The sequence below is a fragment of the Streptomyces sp. NPDC050263 genome, from assembly GCF_040655955.1.
In the GTDB taxonomy this organism is placed as follows: Bacteria; Actinomycetota; Actinomycetes; order Streptomycetales; family Streptomycetaceae; genus Streptomyces.
The window spans coordinates 1-19928 of record NZ_JBFAKW010000159.1 but is presented as its reverse complement, the minus strand read 5'-3'; the positions used below and the strand labels follow the sequence as shown (position 1 = coordinate 19928).

Sequence of the window (19928 nt, the reverse complement as noted above, 5' to 3'; positions counted from 1 at the left end):
TTCAACTCCACCTCCTCGATCTCCTCGACACCGACATCGGACAGACCCGCTGGCCACAGACCTGAAACGGTGACCCGCGAAGTCCGGGTCTAGGTTGAAAAGCAGGAGATGAACGATCAGTTGCACGACAGCGCAGGGGGAAGGCGGTCGACATGTTCGGCAGGATCCGCGAGGCCTACGGAAGACTCCGCGACGCGAGGCGTGCGCGGTCCCGCCCGGAAGCGGAAGGAAGCCCGGACGGGGCATCGCGTGCCGCCGGGAAGCGCACGCCCAATCTCTTCGAGGCGGCCGCCGCGTACGTCTCGGCCTGCGCCGAGGACGACCAGGACCGGATTGACGAGGCTGCGGGCTGGGTGTCGCCGGAGGCGCTGTCCTTCGGGGTCAACGAACTGGCCTGCCGTGCCGTCATCGCGCTGGCGCGGGAGCGCGACGAGTCGCCCCGCGCGGTGGCCCGTGCGCTCCTCGGACTGCCCGCAGGGTGACGTATCCAACGGCCGGAGGTGGTCGATTCGCCCCGTCCGGACGGAAAACTGCAGCTCCGGGTGTATCGGGGAGTCGTGACAAGCGCCTTCCCGCCACACTAGGGTGCGCGCCGGTGGACGAACCGATGGGGAGGCTGGGATGGCAGGGACGGACGAGGACGCCGTCGCCGCCGCGGACGATGCGCTCTATGTGCTCACGGCGGTGTTGCTGACGCCGGCGAAGTTCCCGAGCGCGCTGGGCGACGACTACCCGGAGGCCTGTGCGGCGCTCGGCCTCGCGCCGCTCGCCGACGGGTACGGCCTGGTGCTGGGCCAGGACGGCGAGGGCGCGCGATGGACCGTCGTCATCGACGACGTGTCACTGGTGGCCGTCGCCATCGCGTCGTGGGACTGCGGCATGGAGTACGACCTGTCGCCCGGCGAGCGGACGGTCGTCGCGGCGCTGCCCGGCTGGCCGTTGGCGGTCGCCGTCGCGGCTCCCGGCGTGGCGGCGCCGCACGATCCCGCCCCCGAGGTGGCCGACGGCCCCGCGCTGTGCCCTCCGGACACAAGCACCTGGGGCCCGGCCCAGCGGCGGTTGGGGGCCGACGAGATCGCGCTCCAGTGGGCCCTGTGGCGCGAGCAGATCGACGACACGGAGTTCGCTCCCCCGCGGCAGGCCGCCGGGTCGGACTCGGGCACGGACAGGGAGGAAAACGTCGGCGACGGGGCCGCCGAGGCCGCCGGCGGGTCCGAGAAGGCCGGCGGCGCCGGTGGGGTCGAGGGCTCCGATGGGGCCGGGAAGAGCGCGCCGAAGGGCCACCGCGGTATCCGACGTGTCCTGGCCGAGGTGCGTGCCTATGTGGAGACCCCGCCTCCGCTCGGCCGCGTGCGCTCCTCCTTCGCTCCCGGTGACGCGCGCACTTTGCGCGCCGACGGCCCCGGCTGGTCGCTGGTGGCCAGGACCGACGACATCGCCTTCGTGCTGCTCGACGACGAGCCGGGCGAGGTGCTGCCGGTCGGCCGCGGTCCCGAACTGCCCGGACTCCTCGATGCGCTCGACAAGATGGCGGTACGGCCGCTCTGAGCCCGCCGAGCCCTGACCGTGTCGGCCCGTGCGGGCTCGGTGCGTCGGACGACGGGGACCGAGACTCGGTCCCCGTCGCTCACCGGCCGAGTTCCTTGCGGGTGACCCGGCGCAGCCTGCGCCGTTGTGACGGGTCCAGCGTGAGGTAGGCCGCCACCGGCGCCCCCACCACGATCAACAGGGCCGCCCACCAGGGCAGCCAGAACAACAGGAGGAGCCCTACCGCCACACCTCCTGCGGCGATCTTCGCGTTCTTCGACATGTGCGTCGCCTCCTTCGCGGCCACTGCCGCTCTCTGCCATGGAAACGGCTCCACGCCGCCCGCGGTTCCGGACGCGACCCTGAGACGTCCCTGAGGTACACCCCCGAGACACCCCTGAGAACCCGTAGCACCAGGTTCCCGTACGGAGCCCGCTGAAGTCTTCTGAAGTCTGCCCCCAGCATCGGTGCGCGTTCCCCGCGAAAGTGTTGTATCATCGGCGACCCCGCCCCCAGTAGTCAAGTTTGAGGAGAAGGCTCATCGTCGCGCCGAGGTTCCCCGTGGAAACATCGACCGAGTTCTCTGAACTGGCCTGTTGCAGTGCCGTGTTCGTGCCCGGCACCCCGGCCCGTACCGGCAGCGTCGCCTTCTGGCATCCCGACGGCGACGCACCTCCCGTCGCCCCGTCGGCGTCGGTGCGGGAACTGCCCGTCGTCCGGCCCGCCGGGACCGGTGTGGCCCTCGCGCACGTGCCGGCCGTGCTGTTGCCGGTGCTGGACGCCCTTCCCGTCCTCACCCGCGCGCGTGTCGCTCCGGACGCCCACCGGGCCGCCGCCTTCTGGGGTGCGGCCTCCCTGCTGGCCCTGCGGTGCGTCGCCCGGGGCCTGCTGCTGCCCGGCCTCTCCCCGGAGGACCACGACGCCTGGCGGGTCGGCCCGCTGGGCCCGGAGGACGTCGAGCAGGTGCGCAGGCTGGCCGCCTCGATGCCACCCGAGGCCCACGCCGTGCCGGTGGACGACAGCCCGGCGCTGCGACTGACCGACCCCGAGCGGCTGCTGCGCGCCTTCCTGGACGCCGTCGCGGACGCACTGCCCCGCACTGCCGCCGCCCCGCTCGTGACAGGCGGGCCCGCCTACGCGGCCCAGCAGGCGCAGCGCAGGCCGGAGCTGCGCACGTGGACGGCCGACGTCGCCGCGGGCCACGACGCCGGCGTACGGATCTCGCTGCGGATCGAGGTCTCGGGCATCGGCCTGTCCGGAATCGACGTCGATGGCTCCGGGGCCGACCAGACCGATGTCGAAGGGTCCGTCGGCGGGATCTTCTCCTCTCGCACCGGGCAGCCGACGCCGCGTTTCCGCGCCGTGCCGCAGGTGCACAGCGTGAGCGATCCCGCGCTGGTCGCGGACGCCGCCGCGATCTGGGGCGAGTCCGGCGCCGCGCACGAAGGCTTCGGCCCGCGCGCGCGGATGGACGCCCTGCTCGCGCTGCGACGGGCGGCCCGGGCCTGGCCCGCGCTCACCCCCCTGCTGTCGGCCGCCGTCCCGGACGCCGTCGATCTGCTCGACGAGGAGGTCGCCGAGCTGCTGGGGGAGGGTTCGCGAGCACTGGCCGGCGCGGGGGTGGAGGTGCACTGGCCGAGGGAGTTGGCACGCACGCTCACCGCCCGCGCGGTCGTGGGGCCGCCGGAGCACAAAACGGGGCCGGATCGCGCCGGCTCGGACACGCCGTCCTTCCTGTCGGCGGACGCGCTGTTGACCTTCACGTGGTGGTTCGGGCTGGGCGACCGGCAACTGACGCGCGAGGAGCTGGACCGTCTGGCCGATGCCAACCGGCCTCTGGTCCGGCTGCGTGACCAGTGGGTCCTGATCGACCCCCGCGAACTGCGCCGGGCCCGCGCTCGGCAGGACCGCAAGATGACGCCCGTGGACGCCCTGGGAGCGGCTCTGACGGGCTCGACGGAGGTCGACGGCGGCAGGGTCGACGTACAGTCCACCGGCTGGCTTGCGGCCCTGCGGGAGCGCTTGACGCGTCCTGAGACGCAGGAGCCGATCGAGCAGCCCGCCGCGCTCGAGGCGACGTTGCGCGACTACCAACGGCGCGGCCTGGACTGGCTGGCCCGGACGACGGCCCTGGGACTGGGCTGCTGCCTGGCGGACGACATGGGGCTCGGCAAGACGATCACGTTGATCGCCCTGCACCTTCACCGCCAGACGGACGCCGAGGCGGCGGGACCCACCCTCGTGGTCTGCCCGACGTCCCTGATGGGCAACTGGCAGCGGGAGATCGAAAGGTTCGCGCCGGACACGCCGGTGCGCCGCTTCCACGGGCCACGACGCGACCTGGCAGCCCTGGCCGACGGGGAGGTCGTGCTCACCACGTACGGCACGCTGCGGCTGGACGCGGACCGGCTCGGCGAGGTGCCGTGGGGCCTGGTCGTGGCGGACGAGGCGCAGCACGTGAAGAACCCGTACTCGGCGACCGCGCGGGCGCTGCGCACCATCGGCGCACGCGCGCGCGTGGCGCTCACGGGCACCCCGGTGGAGAACAACCTGTCGGAGCTGTGGGCGATCCTGGACTGGACGACGCCGGGCCTGCTGGGCCGGCTCGGGGCCTTTCGCACGCGGTACGCGCGCGCCGTCGAGGCAGGCGGGGATCCGGCTGCGGCAGAGCGGCTGGCCCGGCTGGTGGGGCCGTTCCTGCTGCGCCGCCGCAAGTCGGACCCGGGGATCGCCCCCGAGCTGCCGCCCAAGACCGAGACCGACCGCCCTGTCTCCCTCACCACGGAGCAGGTGGGCCTGTACGAGGCCGTGGTGCGCGAGACGCTCGCGGCGATCGCCGAGGCCGACGACATGGCGCGACGCGGGCTGATCGTGAAGCTGCTGACCGGTCTCAAACAGATCTGCAACCACCCGGCGCAGTATCTGAAGGAGGAGCGGCCGAGGACGGCCGGACGCTCGGGAAAACTGGAACTCCTGGACGAGCTGCTCGACACGATCCTCTCCGAGGGGGCGAGCGTGCTGATCTTCACGCAGTACGTGCGCCTGGCGCGTCTCCTCGAGCAGCATCTGGCCGCACGCGGCGTGCCCACTCAGTTCCTGCACGGCGGCACGCCCGTCGCCGAGCGCGAGGTCATGGTCCAGCGCTTCCAGGACGGTGAGGTCCCGGTGTTCCTGCTGTCGCTCCGGGCGGCCGGCACAGGCCTCAACCTCACGCGCGCGGAGCATGTCGTGCACTACGACCGCTGGTGGAACCCGGCCGTCGAGGCGCAGGCCACGGACCGGGCGTACCGCATCGGCCAGACCCGTCCGGTGCAGGTGCACCGGCTGATCGCCGAGGGCACGATCGAGGACCGCATCGGCGACATGCTGCGCCGTAAGCGGGACCTCGCCGACGCCGTTCTCGGGGCCGGCGAGGCGGCGCTCACGGAACTGACGGACGCCGAGCTGGCCGATCTGGTGGAGCTGCGAGGGGACGCGCGATGAACCGGCACGACAGCACCGAGGAACGAACCTTCGCCGCGTTGCCTCCCGCGCGCGGAAAGGGATTCGCGCAGACGTGGTGGGGCCGGGCGTGGCTGGCCGCGTTGGAGGACGGCGCGCTGGACGGGGAACAGGTGCGGACGGGCCGCCGGCTCGCGCGCGCGGGCGCCGTCGGGGCGGTGTCGGTGCGACCTGGGCGCGTCACGGCCGTCGTCCAGGACCGCGACCGCACGTCGCACCGGGCCGACGTGCTGCTCGACAGGCTCTCGGACGCGCAGTGGGACCGGTTCCTGGACCTGACGGTCGAGCGGGCCGGGCACGTGGCCGCGCTGCTGGACCGCGAGATGCCGCCTCATCTGGTCGAGGACGCCGAGGCGGCCGGCGTCGACCTGCTCCCGGGGCTCGGTGACCTGGAGGCGGAGTGCGACTGCGGCGCGTGGGACCAGTGCGGTCACACGGCGGCGGTCTGTTACCAGGTGGCGAGGCTGCTCGACCAGGATCCGTTCGTCCTGCTGCTGCTTCGGGGGCGCGCCGAACAGGCCCTGCTGGACGACCTCCAGGCGCGTGGCACGGCCACGCGGGCTGCCTCGGAGCCCACCCGGTCCGACGAGGTGGACGCGGCGCAGGCGTACGCGGCCGGGGACGTCCTGCCTCCGCTGCCCGCCGCGCCCCAGCTCCCGGAGGAACCCGGCGTCCCGCCCTCGCTGGACACGGACGCACCGCCACCGGCCGGGGTGGAACCGGCGGCGCTGGAGATCCTGGCCGGTCGGACGGCCGTCGCGGCCCACCTGCTGCTCGCGGAGGCGCTCCGCGAGGGGGCCGGACGGCGGCCGACCCAGGCACGGCCGCAGACCCCGCTCCAGACCCCGGCCCCGGCCGCGTTGACGGTCGCAGGGGACGCGGTGCGGCTGGCCGCGGGTGTTCTCGAAGGCCCGCAGGCAGTGGACGGACCCACGGCGGACGTGGTCGGCCGGCTTGCCGCCGGGTCGGGGCGCAGCCGGGAACAACTGGCAGCGGCCGTGCGTGCCTGGCGGCACGGAGGGGCGGCCGCGCTGTCCGTGCTCGAGGAGGAGTGGACCGTGGAGGGCGAAGCCCTCACGCGCGCGCGTGCCGCGCTGGACGCGGCCTGGGAGGAGGACGAACGGCCTGTGCTGCGGGCGCGGGGGAACCGGTGGACAGTGGTCGGCGCCGAAGCGGACTGCCAGCTGCGCCTGGGACGGGACGGCCGTTGGTGGCCGTACCGCAAGGAGCGGGGCCGCTGGACGGCGGCCGGGGACGCGGCACACGACCCCGCGACGGCCTTGGCCGTGGCTCGACCGGACGGCGAGGAAGCGCTTTCCTAGGCTCGGTTCGCTTCCGGTCCGGACGGGAGGAACACCCTGCTCCGGACCGGGCGTCGGTCCGACGGGCGGCCGACGCCCCACGTTCACCCGAAGGTCGTACGGCGTTCGGCGCGTGCCCCGACTGTGGCCGCTGTCACCGAACTTGCCGTACTGCCCCTCAGGAGGCCCGATGTCCCCGCACGCCACCGGTAGGCGCCGCGTCCACCGTTCCCTCGCGGCGGGCGTACCCCTCGCCGTGCTGGCCGCGCTCGCCACCGCCGGACCGGCCGCCGCGGGAACGTCGTCCCATACAGCGCATGTCACCCGGACCGCGACGCTCGGCGACATCCCGCTCGGGACGTTCAGCAACACCCTGCTGCCCGGCACGGTGGCCGACGACCGGGGCGTGGACCTCGGCGGCATCGGCAGCGACATCTATCCCACAGGCCGCAAGGGCGAGTTCTGGACGGTCACCGACCGCGGGCCCAACGGCCAGATCAAGGTGGGCGGCACCAAGCGCCGCACGTTCCCCGTCCCGGGGTTCGACCCGGCCATCGTGCGGATCCGGGTGTCCGGGGACACGGTGAAGGTGTTGCAGGCGATCCCGGTCACCACATCGTCGGGGAAGCCCGTGACGGGGCTGTCGAACCAGGAGGGACGTGATGAGGCGCCGTACTCGTACAACGCCCAGACGCCCCTGTCCTACAACCCGAACGGGCTGGACACCGAGGGCATCGTGCGGGCGGCGGACGGGAGTTTCTGGCTCGTCGACGAATACGGCCCATCCCTGGTGCACGTCTCCGCGCGCGGGAAGGTGCTGACGCGTTACGTGCCCAAGGGGCTGAACCTGACCGGCACCGACTACCCGGTCGCGGAGGCTCTGCCCGCGGTCCTGCTGCACAGGAAGATCAACCGTGGCTTCGAGGGGCTCGCCCAACTCCCGGGCGGCGACCTCGTGCTGGCGGTGCAGAGCCCGCTGTCGCTCCCGGACACGGTGGCGGGAGAAGGTTCGCGGAACACGCGCCTGCTGCGTTTCTCGCCGAAGAAGAAGGCGGTCACCGCCGAGTACGCGTACCGCTTCGACCCGGTCGACGTGGTCGACCCGAGCGAGGACGACACCTCCGAGCTCAAGATCTCCTCGGTGGTCGCCGTGGGCGGCGACCGACTGCTGGTGGAGGAGCGCACGGACAAGGCCGCACGGCTGCACCTGGTCAGGCTGAGCCGGTCGGCGAACATCCTCGGCAGCCGCTGGGACGACGACGCGACGGCGCCGTCGCTGGAGCAGTTGGACGACCCCGCCGGCTCGGGAGTCCCGGTCCTGTCCAAGCGCCTGGTCGTCGACCTGGGCAAGGTCGCCGGGGTACCCGGGAAGATCGAGGGCGTCGCGCGCGTGGACGACGACACGCTGGCCCTCATCAACGACAACGACTTCGGGATGACGGACGGCGCCGGGGCGTTCGACGCGCAGGGCAGGCTGGTCGACAGCGGCATCGAGACGACCGTCACCTACGTGCGGCTGCCGCGGGGCATTTGAGAGAGGGCGCCTCGACACGCGCGCGTGGACGGGTGGTGCCCACGCGCGCGCGTGTGTGCAGGCTGGAGCAGGTAGTGTCCTGCGCCGGAGATCCGTCGGCAGAATCGGGCGAGGGAGTCGAGGATCTCCGGCGCAGGACCCTAGGGCAGCAGCTCGCTCAGGGACGGCACCAGCGACTCGAGCTCGCTCGGAATCTCGGTGGGCAGCTCGCTCGGCAGTTCGGTGGGGAACTGCGACGGCAGCTCGGTCGGCAGGCCGCTGGGCAGTTCGACCGGAAGGCTGAAGGACGGGCCGGGAGTGGAGCCGGTGCTGCTGCCGGCGGTCGGCTCGTCGTCCGGTGAGTCGTCGCCTCCCGAGGACATCAGCACGACGGCGAGGACGGCTCCGGCGACGACCAGCAGGGTGAGGACGACGAAGAGGGGGTTCCGGCGTCGTCCGGAGCCGCCTGGCGGCCGGGACGGCGGAGGCGGCGACCAACCGCCCCCTCCTCCCGTTCCGTCGTCGTGTCCGAAGCCGGAGTGAGGCGGTCCGAATCCGCCTGGCGGCGGTGTGTCACCCGGCGGTCCGGGCGGCTGGGGCGGTACGGGCGGCATGGCCATACCGACCAGCGTCGCGGTGGACCGCTCGCAGCGCGACCCCCGCACGGAAGTTGATACCGACCCATGGCATGGACGGCACGGTTCCGGCGCACTCCGTACGGAGCTCGCTCGAACACGAGTCGTTCGGCGGCACGCGTGTGTGCACGCTCATCGGTGCACACACGCGTGCGCGCGGATTCAGCCCCGGGCGGCCAGAAGGTGATCCATGGCGAGCTGGTCGAGGCGCTCGAACGCCATGCCCCGGGCGGCGGCCGCCTCCGCGTCGAAGTCCTCGAAGGCGCCGCGGTCGGCGAGCAGGCTCTGCAGGCCGTCGGCAGCGGTGGCCTGGGCGAGCTCGTCCAGGCGGGAGGCGCGCAGGGCCTCCTGGACCTCCGGGTCGCTGCGGAACGCGGCGGCACGCTCCTTGAGGATCAGGTAGTTGCGCATGCAGCCCGCGGCCGACGCCCAGACACCGTCGAGGTCCTCGGTGCGCGGCGGCTTGAAGTCGAAATGCTTCGGGCCCGCGTAACCGGCGCTCTCCAGCAGGTCGACCAGCCAGAACGCGGAGCGGAGGTCACCGGCGCCGAAACGCAGGTCCTGGTCGTACTTGATGCCGGACTGACCGTTGAGATCGATGTGGAAGAGCTTGCCCGCCCACAGCGCCTGGGCGATGCCGTGCGGGAAGTTCAGCCCGGCCATCTGCTCATGGCCCACCTCGGGGTTGACGCCGTACATCTCCGGGCGCTCCAGGCGCTCGATGAAGGCCAGGGCGTGGCCGACGGTGGGCAGCAGGATGTCGCCGCGCGGCTCGTTCGGCTTGGGTTCGATAGCGAACTTCAGGTCGTAGCCCTGGGAGGTCACGTACTCGCCGAGGAGGTCGAAGGCCTCCTTCATGCGGTCGAGAGCGACGCGCACGTCCTTGGCGGCACCGGACTCCGCACCCTCACGGCCCCCCCAGGCGACGTAGATCTTCGCGCCGAGCTCGACCGCCAGGTCGATGTTGCGGATCGTCTTGCGCAGGGCGTAACGGCGCACGTCGCGGTCGTTCGCGGTGAACGCGCCGTCCTTGAAGACGGGGTGCGTGAAGAGGTTGGTGGTGGCCATCGGCACGGTCATACCGGTGGTGTCCAGGGCAGCGCGGAAGCGCTTGATGTGCTCCTCGCGCTCGCCGTCCGAGGACCCGAAGGGGATCAGGTCGTCGTCGTGGAAGGTCACGCCGTAGGCACCCAGGTCGGCCAGGCGCTGCACCGTCTCGACCGGGTCCAGGGCACGCCGCGTGGCGTCGCCGAACGGGTCCCGTCCCTGCCAGCCGACGGTCCACAGGCCGAAGGTGAACCTGTCATCGGGGGTGGGCTGGTAGCTCATGCCTCGGCTCCTTGCTTGAAGTCTGTCCTGCTGACCTGATCTTGCTGACCTGTCCGGCCGGCTTGTCCTGCTGAACTTGTCTTGCCGACTATTTCGTCATGGCCGTTTACAAATTAGTATGCGGAAGCATCTCTGGGAAGACAGATCCCGCAGAGCCGCAGAAAAACTTGAGGGAGAGCCCGATGTCAGCAGCCGAGGGTCCGCTCGTCGTCGGCGTGGACACATCCACCCAGTCCACCAAGGTCCTGGTCGTCGACGCGGCCACCGGCGAGGTCGTCGCGAGCGGCCAGGCGCCGCACACCGTGTCCTCCGGGGCCGGCCGCGAGAGCGACCCACGTCAGTGGTGGGACGCCCTGCGCGAGGCGCTGCACCAGTGCGGTGACGCGGCGCGCGAGGCTGCCGCGGTGTCGATCGGCGGGCAGCAGCACGGGCTCGTCACGCTGGACGAGCGCGGTGAGCCGGTGCGTCCGGCGCTGCTGTGGAACGACGTGCGTTCGGCCCCGCAGGCCCGACGGCTGACCGAGGAGCTCGGCGGCGCGAAGTTCTGGGCGGAGCGCACCGGATCCGTCCCGGCGGCGTCCTTCACGGTCACGAAGTGGGCCTGGCTGGCGGAGAACGAGCCGGAGGCGCTGCGCGCGACCAAGGCCGTGCGCCTCCCGCACGACTACCTCACCGAGCGCCTCACGGGCGAGGGCACCACCGACCGCGGCGATGTCTCCGGCACCGGCTGGTGGGCCTCCGGCACCGAGACGTACGACCAGGAGATCCTTGCCCATGTGGGGCTGGACCCCGCGCTGCTCCCGCGCGTGGTGCGGCCCGGTGAGGTGGCGGGCACCGTCCGGGACAGCCACGACCTGCCCTTCGCCAAGGGGACGCTGGTCGCCCCCGGCACCGGCGACAACGCGGCGGCGGCGCTCGGCCTCGGGCTGCGCCCCGGCACGCCCGTGCTGAGCCTCGGCACCTCGGGCACGGTGTACGCGGTGGCGAAGCACCGCCCCACCGACCCCACCGGCATCGTGGCCGGCTTCGCCGACGCGCACGGCGACTGGCTGCCCCTGGCCTGCACCCTGAACTGCACGCTCGCCGTGGACCGCATCGCCGCGCTGCTCGGCCTGGACCGCGAGGCGGTGGAGCCCACCGCGCACCTCACGCTCCTGCCCTACCTGGACGGCGAGCGCACCCCGAACCTGCCGAACGCCTCGGGCCTCCTGCACGGCCTGCGCCACGACACCACGGCAGGTCAGCTGCTCCAGGCCGCCTACGACGGGGCCGTGCACTCGCTGCTGGGCGCGCTCGACCTGGTCCTCGACGAGGACGCGGACCGCTCGGCCCCACTCCTGCTGATCGGCGGAGGCGCCCGCGGCACGGCCTGGCAGCAGACCGTGCGCCGACTGTCCGGGCGGCCGGTGCAGGTGCCCGAGGCCAAGGAACTCGTCGCGCTGGGCGCCGCGGCACAGGCGGCGGGCCTGCTGACCGGCGAGGACCCGGCGGCCGTCGCCCGTCGCTGGAACACCGCGCGGGGTCCGGTGCTCGACGCCGTCGAGCGGGACGACACGGCCCTGGCCAGGATCGCCGGGGTACTCTCCGACGCGGCCCCGCTGCTGGAACGGAGCACGGACGCCCACTGAGCATCGACGAATCGACGGAGGCATGACCGCACCGCTGCACGAAGCCCGGCCGGCCGGCCCGGGGCGCGCACTGCCCGACACCCAACAGGGCATGCGCCGCCGCAACCTGGCCCGGGTGATGCACGCCGTCAGCGCCGAGGGTCAGCTCTCGCGGGCGGCGGTCGCCTCCCGCATCGGCCTGACCCGCGCGGCGGTCTCGACCCTCGTCGACGAACTCATACGCACCGGACTGCTCGAGGAGCTGGGCCCCGAACGGCCCGGCCGGGTCGGGCGGCCCGGTTCGGCGCTGGCGGTCAGCGGGCGCGGTCCGTCGGGCATAGGCGCCGAGATCGGCGTCGACCATCTGGCGGTCTGCGCCGTCGACCTGCGCGGCGAGGTACGCGCGCGTGCCGTGCGGCACGGCACGAACCGCGGCCGCTCCCCCGCGCCCGTGGTCGAGGAACTGACGACGCTCGTACGCCGGGTCGTCGCCGAGGCGGAGCGCGAGGGGCTGTGGCCGGCCGGGCTCGCCGTGGCGGTCCCCGGCCTGGTCGCCCGGGACGCCCGTACGGTCGTCCGGGCGCCGAACCTCGACTGGCAGGACGTCGACCTCGGCGCCCTGCTGCCCGACGAGTTCCCGCTGACCGTGGACAACGAGGCCAATTTCGGCGGACTGGCGGAGCTCTGGCTCGGCGCGGACACCCCGGGGAACTTCCTGCACGTGTCGGCGGAGATCGGCATCGGCGCGGCCCTGGTCATGGACGGCAACCTGCTGCGCGGCACCCGCGGCTTCGCCGGCGAGCTGGGCCATGTGCCGGTCCATCCCGACGGGCCGGCGTGCGTGTGCGGCGGACGGGGTTGCCTGGAGCAGTACGCCGGTGAGGAGGCGGTGCTGCGGGCAGCCGGACTGGAACCGGGCGAGGACCGCGTCGGACTTCTGGCGGGACGTGCCGCGGACGGCGACCCCGGCGTACGGCGCGCTCTGCACGAAGCGGGAACCGCCCTCGGGGTCGCCCTGACCGGGGCCCTCAATCTGCTGGATCCGGAGGGCGTCGTGCTCGGCGGCGCGCTGGCCGCGCTCGCGCCGTGGCTGCTGCCGTCCCTCGAGACCGAACTCTCCCGGCGCACGGCGGGCCCCGCCTGCCCCGTGTCCGTCTCGCTGCTGGGCCCTGAGGGTCCCTTGCTGGGGGCCGCGCACTCGGTGGTACGGGCTGTGCTGGACGATCCGGCAGCGGTGGGTGTGGCGGGGGCTGGGCCGGTGACGGGAGCGGGGCCGGTGACGGGGGCAGAGCCGGTGACGGGGGCAGAGCGGGCCTGAGCGGCTCGGTCGGTTGTGGACGGGTCGCGTTTCCGGGCTGGTGCCGGCTGAGGCGCGGGCTCAGGCCCAGGCGCTGGGACCGGCAGTGGGACCGGGAGGGGCACCGGCACAGGCGGAACTCCCCGTTCGAGTGAGCGAGTTGTCCACAAGGGCATGCTCGTCCACCGATCTCAGACGTTTCTTCTGCCCGACCGGCAGGCCCCGTAACGTGATCCGTGCGAGCGCAGGTGCACGTCCTCCACCCGCATCCGCCGGCCTTCCACGGAACGGAGCTACAGCGATGAGCGACCCTCGAATCCTGACTGTGCGTCCGAAGCAGGGCGAGTACGCCTGGACGTTCGGCGGTGCGCCGCCCGTGGCCCGCATCGCCCCGGGCACCGTCCTGGACCTGTACACGGAGGACTGCTTCGCCGGGCGGGTGCGCTCCGAGAAGGACCTGGTGTCCGAGGTGTGCGAGTTCCCCTTCCTCAACCCGCAGACAGGTCCCTTCCACATCGAGGGAGCCGAACCCGGCGACACGGTCGCCGTGCACTTCGTGTCGATCGAACCGGCCCGCGACTGGGCCGCCTCGACCACGGTCCCCCTCTTCGGCGCGCTGACCTCCACGCACACCACGGCCACACTGCAGCCGCCGCTCCCGGAGCGGGTGTGGATCTGGCCGCTGGACCGCACCCGGCGTACGGCGCTGTTCCGGGCGCAGGACAGCGAGTTCGAGATCGAACTGCCCCTCGACCCGATGCACGGCACGGTGGGGGTGGCCCCGGCCAACCTGGAGGTGCGCTCGGCGCTGGTGCCCGACGCGCACGGCGGGAACATGGACACGCCCGAGATGCGGGCCGGGGTCACCTGCTATCTGGGGGTGAACGTCGAGGGGGCGCTGCTGAGCCTGGGCGACGGACACGCCCGGCAGGGGGAGGGCGAGACCTGCGGGGTCGCCGTGGAGTGCGCGATGAACACGGTGGTGATCGTCGACCTGATCAAGGGACTGGCCACCCCGTGGCCGCGCATCGAGTCGGACACGCACATCGTCTCGACCGGTTCGGCCCGGCCTCTCGAGGACGCGTTCCGCATATCCCAGCTCGACCTGGTCCAGTGGCTGGTGCGGGACTACGGGTTCGGTGAGCTGGACGCGTACCAGTTCGCAACCCAGGCCGTGGAGTCGCCGTTGGCCAATGTGTGCGACACGAACTACACGTGCGTGGCCAAACTCCGCAAGGAGTGGCTGCCCGCTCGCGAGACCCATCGGGGCGTGCACGCGCGGCTGCGGGAGACGGCGACGGCGCTGCGCGGCTGAGTCACCGCCCGACGGAACCAGAACCGGATCGAAACCGGATGCCCGTCTTTCGGGTGACCATCGTCCAAACGGTTGTCGGCCCGCGCACCCGGAGTGACGATGTCCCCAGCCGGACCCAAGCCGTACCTCAAGCTCCACCCCGAGCCGCATCCCAAACCCTGCCCCAAGCCGTATCCCAGCCGTTTCGCCTTCCGGGAGGACGAGTTGACCGATCCCTGGGTGGCCCTGGAACCGGGGGCCGACCCCGCCGAACGTGTACGGATCCTGCGGCGGGCGCACGAGACGTTCACCGCAGCGGGCACCGTGCCGCGGCCGGTGCGTGCCGTCGTGGCCGACTCGTGGCGGCGTTCCGCGCGGGCCGGCGTCGGTCCCGACGGCACCGCGAGCGTGGAGCTGACCGACGGTGAGCTCGGCGCTTACAGGTCCGAGCATCCGCTGGCACGGGTGATGCCGCTGTTCCGCGAGCTGATGGGCACGTTCGCCGCGGACGGGGAACATCTGCTGGCGGTGTGCGACGCGCGCGGCAGGCTGCTGTGGGTCGAGGGGCACGCGGCGACCCGCCTGCAGGCCGGTCGGATGAACTTCGTGCCGGGTGCGCGGTGGGCGGAGAGCGCGGTGGGGACGAACGCGCCGGGCACGGCGGTCGCCCTGGACCGGCCGGTGCAGGTGTTCGCGGCAGAGCACTTCATCCGGCGGGTTCAGCCATGGACGTGCGCGGCCGCCCCGGTGCACGATCCGCGGACCGGGCGGGTGCTGGGCGCCGTGGACATCACGGGCGGGAACGGACTGGCGCATCCGCACAGCCTGGGGTTCGTGCAGGCGGTCGCGCGGGCCGCGGAGGCCCATCTGGCGTTGCTCGCCCCGGCACGACCCGCCACCGAGACGCCGCGGCTGACCGTGCTGGGCCGGGACGAGGCGTGTCTGGTCACCGGCGGCCGGCGGATGAGACTGAGCCGTCGGCACAGCGAGATCCTCGTACTGCTGGCTCGTCACCCCGAGGGTCTGACGGGCGACGAGCTGCTGTGCGCGCTGTACGAGGACGAGTCGGTGCCCCCGGTGACGCTGCGGGCCGAACTCGCGCGGCTGCGCGGGGTGCTCGGCCCGGGGCTGCTGGCCTCGCGCCCCTACCGGCTCACCGTCGGAATCGAGTCGGACGTGGCCGTCGTCGAGCGGCGGCTGGCGGCCGGCGCGGTGACGGCGGCCGTGAGCGCGTACACCGGCCCGCCGCTGCCGGCGTCCCAGGCACCGGCGGTGGTGCGGCTCAGGAGCCGTCTCGCCGACGGCCTGCGCGCCGCGCTGATCGCGTGCGGCGATCCCGATCTGCTGGTGGACTGGGCCCACTCGTCGTGGGGCGAGGACGACGTCGATGTGTGGCGGGCGCTCGCGGCTGCCCGCCCGACGGCCGCGATACGGGCGCGCCTCGCGTCGCTGGAGTCGGAGCTGGCGGCGCCGGCCGGATGGCCGCACCCGCACCCGCACCCGCACCCGCACCCGCACCCGCACCCGTAAGCCTGGGCATCCCGTCCGTGGGCGGGCCCGACCAGCGCTGCAACGTACCTGCAACGTCCGCTTCCCTAGCCTCCCGCGGAGAGTTGCCCAACGGCGGGCAGCGCTGCTGAGGGAGGCAGAACAGGATGACCCGTTACACGGCGCCCGGAACCGAGGGCGCGATCGTCTCCTACCAGACGCGCTACGACCACTACATCGGCGGCGAGTACGTGCCGCCGGCTCGCGGGCAATACTTCGAGAACCCGTCTCCGGTGAACGGGGAGACGTTCACCGAGGTGGCGCGCGGCACGGCGGAGGACGTGGAGCGGGCGCTCGACGCGGCGCACGCGGCCGCGCCGAGCTGGGGCCGCACCTCGGCGACGGAGCGCTCCGACATCCTGCTGAAGATCGCCGACCGGATGGAGGCGTACCTGGAGCCCCTGGCGGTCGCCGAGAGCTGGGAGAACGGCAAGCCGGTGCGGGAAACGCTGGCCGCGGACATCCCGCTGGCCATCGACCACTTCCGCTACTTCGCCGGCGCGGTCCGCGCCCAGGAGGGCGCGCTCAGCGAGGTCGACGACGACACCGTCGCCTACCACTTCCACGAGCCGCTCGGCGTCGTCGCGCAGATCATCCCGTGGAACTTCCCGATCCTGATGGCCACATGGAAGCTCGCGCCGGCCCTGGCCGCGGGCAACGCGGTGGTCATCAAGCCCGCCGAGCAGACGCCGGTCTCGCTGCACTACTGGATGAGTCTGGTCGGGGACCTGCTGCCGCCGGGCGTGGTGAACATCGTCAACGGCTTCGGCGAGGAGGCGGGCAAGCCGCTCGCGTCCAGTGCGCGGGTGGCGAAGGTGGCGTTCACGGGCGAGACGTCGACCGGGCGGCTGATCATGCAGTACGCCGCCGAGAACCTGAAGCCGGTGACCCTGGAGCTGGGCGGCAAGTCGCCGAACATCTTCTTCGACGACGTGTGGGACAAGGACGACGACCTGCGCGACAAGGCCCTCGAGGGCTTCACCATGTTCGCGCTGAACCAGGGAGAGGTCTGCACCTGCCCGTCACGCGGGCTGATCCAGCGCGGCAACTACGGGGACTTCCTCCAGGCGGCCGTCGCGCGCACCGAGCTCATCAAGCCCGGCCACCCCCTCGACACGGACACGATGATCGGCGCGCAGGCGTCCGGCGAGCAGCTCACGAAGATCCTCTCCTACATCGACATCGGCCGGAGCGAAGGTGCCAGGATCCTCACGGGCGGTGAACGCGCCGAGTACGACGGGGAGTTGAAGGGCGGGTACTACGTCCAGCCGACGATCTTCGAGGGTGACAACCGTATGCGGATCTTCCAGGAGGAGATCTTCGGTCCGGTCGTCTCGGTGGCCTCCTTCGACGACTTCGACGACGCCATCAAGATCGCCAACGACACGGCATACGGCCTCGGGGCCGGGGTGTGGACCCGGGACATCAACACGGCGTACCGCGCGGGCCGGGCGATCCAGGCGGGCCGCGTGTGGACGAACTGCTACCACGCGTATCCGGCGCACGCCGCTTTCGGCGGCTACAAGCAGTCCGGGATCGGCCGCGAGACGCACAAGATGATGCTGGAGCACTACCAGCAGACGAAGAACCTTCTTGTTTCATACAGCCCGAAGAAACTTGGGTTCTTCTAGAGCCACATGTCGCGTGCCTGGAGGGAGCCTTCGTCCTCCAGGCACGCGGAGTCACGACCCCTGGTCCACTCTTCAGCCGTCGCCGACAGAAGTGACGGAACAACCGCGCAAGTGGAGAGCGGTAAGGGAGCGGGCCGTCCATGCAGACTTGAAGGCGGGCCCTCTGCCGGGGACCCTTCGCGGAGAAGACACCACGGACATCGCGCGTGCGCAGCGCCAACCGCGCTCGAACGCGTCGGCGCGCAAGAAGTCAGCCCGCAGGGGTGTTGTAGTTGACGATCCCCTCAACCATGAGAGCGACCGCGCCGGCCAACGGGTTGGTCGTTCCTGTGCCCACGACGTCGGGCAGCTTGTGCGCCTCGCTCTCGGTGACGGCCACCATGCCCCAGAACGCGTTGAAGCCCGAGGGATCCGTCGGCTTGTCGGTGGCCGCCCCCACGGTCAGGACGCCTTCCGCCTCAGCCACGGCCAGCGCGCCCATCTGCCGGAGCGTGTCGTGATCCCGCTCCTCGGCGGCCACTACGCTCCAGCCCGCCACCTCCACCTGCCGTAAGGCGTCAAGGAGCTTGCCAGGCGTGTCCGCCCCAGAGACAACGATGTCAGGCAGGACGAGGGCCACCGGCCCCTGGGTCATCGGCAGAGCGGACCGGATCGCCCCGTCGAGACCAGGTCCGAACGACTCGTCCTGGTGGACGAAGACCATCTGGAAGGTGTCGGCATAGCGAAGGAGATAACTCACGGTGTCCAGCTTGTGTGTTCCGAACACGACGACCAAGCGCACCTTGAGTCCGCTCTTGGCGAGTTCGACGACGGCTTCCAGGCTGCGGTCCAGCACGGTGACCCCAGGAGCCAGGCAGTGCAGTTCCTTCGGGTAGGGCGCACCGAATCGGGTTCCGTATCCGGCGCAGGGGAGGATGACCGAGACATCAGGTACGGATGTGGACGGACTCTGCATCGCGTGGCACTCCGGTTGTGTGGTCGATGGGGGATTTTGCACACCTCGACAAGCACAGACTGCCCAGAGCCTGCCGACGCCGAACCTCCGGCCTCACGCGCACCGTAGCCACCGAGATGGCTTGTCCAGTAACTTCCGAAGGCCGAAGTCTGCTGCGAAACAGCCGAGTTGACCGACGCGGCCAAGCGCGATGATGCGCGGCGCCCCTCCCCCGCCCTGACCGGCACGCGACCTACACTGCTGCCGGTCATTCCCGACGACCAAGGTATCGCCGCCGTCGGCCACCACCCCGAGCCTGGGCGGAAACGACAGAAGCGCATGGACGACCCGACGAAAGAGGACGCTGAATGCGGGTGCTGTTGTCTACATACGGGACACGTGGCGACGTCGAACCGCTGGTGGCACTCGCGGTGCGGCTGCGGGCGCTCGGCGCGGAGGTGCGGATGTGCGCCCCGCCGGACGAGGAGTTCGCCGAGCGGCTCGCGGGTATCGGAGTGCAGTCGGTGCCGGTCGGGCCGCCTGTCAAGGAGTTGATGCACGGAAAGACCCTGCCCTCGGCAGAGGACCTGGCCCGCTACAGGAACGAGTTGGTCGAGACACAGTTCGCCACCTTCCCTGCGGCGTTCGACGGATGTGACGTGGTGGTGGCGGCAGGTCTGGGGCAGGTCGCCGCGCGATCCGTGGCCGAGGCCGCGGGTATCCCCTACGTGTACGTGAGTTATGCGGCGGTCCACCTGCCGTCGCCGCACCACGCGCCGCCACCGCGGCCGGGCTGGCCGGAGCCCGAGGTCGCCGACAATCGGACGCTGTGGGAGTCGGACGCCCAGAACGTCAACGCGCAGTTCGGCGAGGCACTCAACAGCCACCGGGCAGCACTCGGTCTACCGCTGGTGGACAACGTGCGCGATCACATCCTCACCGACCGTCCGTGGTTGGCGGCGGACCCGGTCCTGGGACCGTGGCGGGAGACCCCCGGGCTCCACGTCGCACAGACCGGAGCATGGACCCTCCCGGACGAACGGCCCCTCCCGGCGGACCTGGCGAGGTTCCTGGACGCGGGCACCCCACCGGTCTATGTCGGCTTCGGCAGTATGTCCCCGGCCGAAGGCGTCGGAGGCATGACCGTCGAGGCGATCCGCGCACAGGGGCACCGCGTGCTCGTGTCCCGCGGGTGGGCGGACCTGGATCTCGTCGACGGTGGGGACGACTGCTTCGCCATCGGCGAGGCCAACCATCAGAACCTGTTCGGCAAGCTGGCCGCTGTGGTCCACCACGGCGGCGCGGGTACGACGCTGACGGCGGCCCGTGCGGGCACGCCCCAAGTGGTGATACCTCTCCAACTGTCGGACAACCCCTACTGGGCAGGCCGGGTGGCGGCATTGGACCTCGGTGCGGCCCTCGACGCTCCGACCACGACCGTCGAATCTCTGGGCATCGCGCTCAAGACCGCTCTGTCACCCGAGACCCGGGCCCGTGCGAAGTTCCTGGGCAGCCGGCTCCGCACCGACGGAGCGGAGGTGGCCGCACGCCGGTTGGTCGACGAGTCCCGGTGAACGACGTCGGCCGTAGTGCTCGGGGGTGCTCGGGCCGGTCCGAGCGCAGGGGCCCGGGCGGGGTGAACCCGTCCGGGGCTTTGGCAAGTGAGGACCGTGGCCCCGTGGTTGATCGTGCTGAGGCTGACACCGCACCCTCGGTTGCTAGTGCCGCGGCAGGCAACGTTCGCCCCGTCGCGACGCCCGGCACGCACTCTCGCCGCACCGGCCGAAAGCCCAAGTACGTCCAGTACGAGG

The 19928-nt window shown here is 72.0% G+C and carries 15 protein-coding genes; 11 read left to right on the top strand and 4 right to left on the bottom strand.

The genetic code is table 11. The features are described 5' to 3' along the window. Positions 1-152: 152 nt before the first annotated feature. Together AB0J04_RS40720 and AB0J04_RS40715 are read left to right on the top strand one after the other, a co-directional pair. A complete protein-coding gene (locus tag AB0J04_RS40720) occupies positions 153-482 on the top strand; it encodes a hypothetical protein (protein ID WP_363173728.1) in 330 nt (109 codons plus the stop codon). Between the two features lie 139 nt (positions 483-621). Beyond that, positions 622-1548 (top strand): hypothetical protein, encoded by a 927-nt coding sequence (locus AB0J04_RS40715; protein WP_363173727.1) that lies wholly within the window; start codon positions 622-624, stop codon positions 1546-1548. 79 nt (positions 1549-1627) lie between these two features. Here AB0J04_RS40715 and AB0J04_RS40710 read toward each other — a convergent pair whose 3' ends face one another. Next, positions 1628-1810: a hypothetical protein gene (locus tag AB0J04_RS40710; protein WP_363173726.1), complete on the bottom strand. Its 183-nt coding sequence runs from the start codon at positions 1808-1810 to the stop codon at positions 1628-1630. Between the two features lie 278 nt (positions 1811-2088). Here AB0J04_RS40710 and AB0J04_RS40705 point away from each other — a divergent pair, with 278 nt between their 5' ends. From AB0J04_RS40705 to AB0J04_RS40695, 3 genes are all read left to right on the top strand, one after another. Then, a complete protein-coding gene (locus AB0J04_RS40705; RefSeq protein ID WP_363173724.1) occupies positions 2089-5010 on the top strand; it encodes a DEAD/DEAH box helicase in 2922 nt (973 codons plus the stop codon). After that, a complete protein-coding gene (locus AB0J04_RS40700; protein ID WP_363173723.1) occupies positions 5007-6350 on the top strand; it encodes an SWF or SNF family helicase in 1344 nt (447 codons plus the stop codon). The genes AB0J04_RS40705 and AB0J04_RS40700 overlap by 4 nt, the downstream gene beginning before the upstream one ends. Positions 6351-6519: 169 nt before the next feature. Further along, positions 6520-7863 carry an esterase-like activity of phytase family protein gene (locus tag AB0J04_RS40695; RefSeq protein ID WP_363173722.1) on the top strand — a complete coding sequence of 448 codons (1344 nt, stop codon included), beginning with the start codon at positions 6520-6522 and terminating at the stop codon, positions 7861-7863. A gap of 140 nt (positions 7864-8003) precedes the next feature. Here AB0J04_RS40695 and AB0J04_RS40690 read toward each other — a convergent pair whose 3' ends face one another. Together AB0J04_RS40690 and xylA are read right to left on the bottom strand one after the other, a co-directional pair. After that, positions 8004-8462, bottom strand: coding sequence for a hypothetical protein (locus AB0J04_RS40690; protein WP_363173721.1), 459 nt, complete (start codon positions 8460-8462; stop codon positions 8004-8006). A 177-nt stretch (positions 8463-8639) separates the two neighbouring features. Beyond that, on the bottom strand, positions 8640-9806 hold the full coding sequence (gene xylA / locus AB0J04_RS40685; RefSeq protein ID WP_363173720.1) for a xylose isomerase: 1167 nt from the start codon (positions 9804-9806) through the stop codon (positions 8640-8642). A gap of 182 nt (positions 9807-9988) precedes the next feature. Between xylA and xylB the strand changes: the two genes are divergently transcribed. The 5 genes from xylB (at position 9989) to AB0J04_RS40660 (ending at position 17183) form a co-directional block, all read left to right on the top strand. Next, positions 9989-11434 carry a xylulokinase gene (gene xylB / locus AB0J04_RS40680; RefSeq protein WP_363173719.1) on the top strand — a complete coding sequence of 482 codons (1446 nt, stop codon included), beginning with the start codon at positions 9989-9991 and terminating at the stop codon, positions 11432-11434. Between the two features lie 22 nt (positions 11435-11456). Next, entirely contained in the window at positions 11457-12731 is a 1275-nt protein-coding gene (locus AB0J04_RS40675; protein ID WP_363173717.1) for an ROK family transcriptional regulator, read from the top strand. 280 nt (positions 12732-13011) lie between these two features. Then, positions 13012-14025: an acetamidase/formamidase family protein gene (locus AB0J04_RS40670; RefSeq protein WP_363173716.1), complete on the top strand. Its 1014-nt coding sequence runs from the start codon at positions 13012-13014 to the stop codon at positions 14023-14025. A gap of 204 nt (positions 14026-14229) precedes the next feature. Further along, positions 14230-15534, top strand: coding sequence for a GAF domain-containing protein (locus AB0J04_RS40665; RefSeq protein WP_363173729.1), 1305 nt, complete (start codon positions 14230-14232; stop codon positions 15532-15534). Between the two features lie 125 nt (positions 15535-15659). After that, positions 15660-17183 (top strand): aldehyde dehydrogenase family protein, encoded by a 1524-nt coding sequence (locus tag AB0J04_RS40660; RefSeq protein ID WP_363173715.1) that lies wholly within the window; start codon positions 15660-15662, stop codon positions 17181-17183. A gap of 250 nt (positions 17184-17433) precedes the next feature. On the opposite strand, the gene AB0J04_RS40655 is transcribed toward AB0J04_RS40660, so the two are convergent. Then, the gene (locus AB0J04_RS40655) at positions 17434-18018 is read right to left on the bottom strand and encodes a hypothetical protein (protein ID WP_363173714.1); all 585 of its coding nucleotides are present in this window, start codon (positions 18016-18018) and stop codon (positions 17434-17436) included. A gap of 467 nt (positions 18019-18485) precedes the next feature. On the opposite strand from AB0J04_RS40655, the gene AB0J04_RS40650 reads away from it, so the two are divergent. Further along, positions 18486-19691 carry a glycosyltransferase gene (locus tag AB0J04_RS40650; protein ID WP_363173713.1) on the top strand — a complete coding sequence of 402 codons (1206 nt, stop codon included), beginning with the start codon at positions 18486-18488 and terminating at the stop codon, positions 19689-19691. Positions 19692-19928 lie beyond the last annotated feature (237 nt).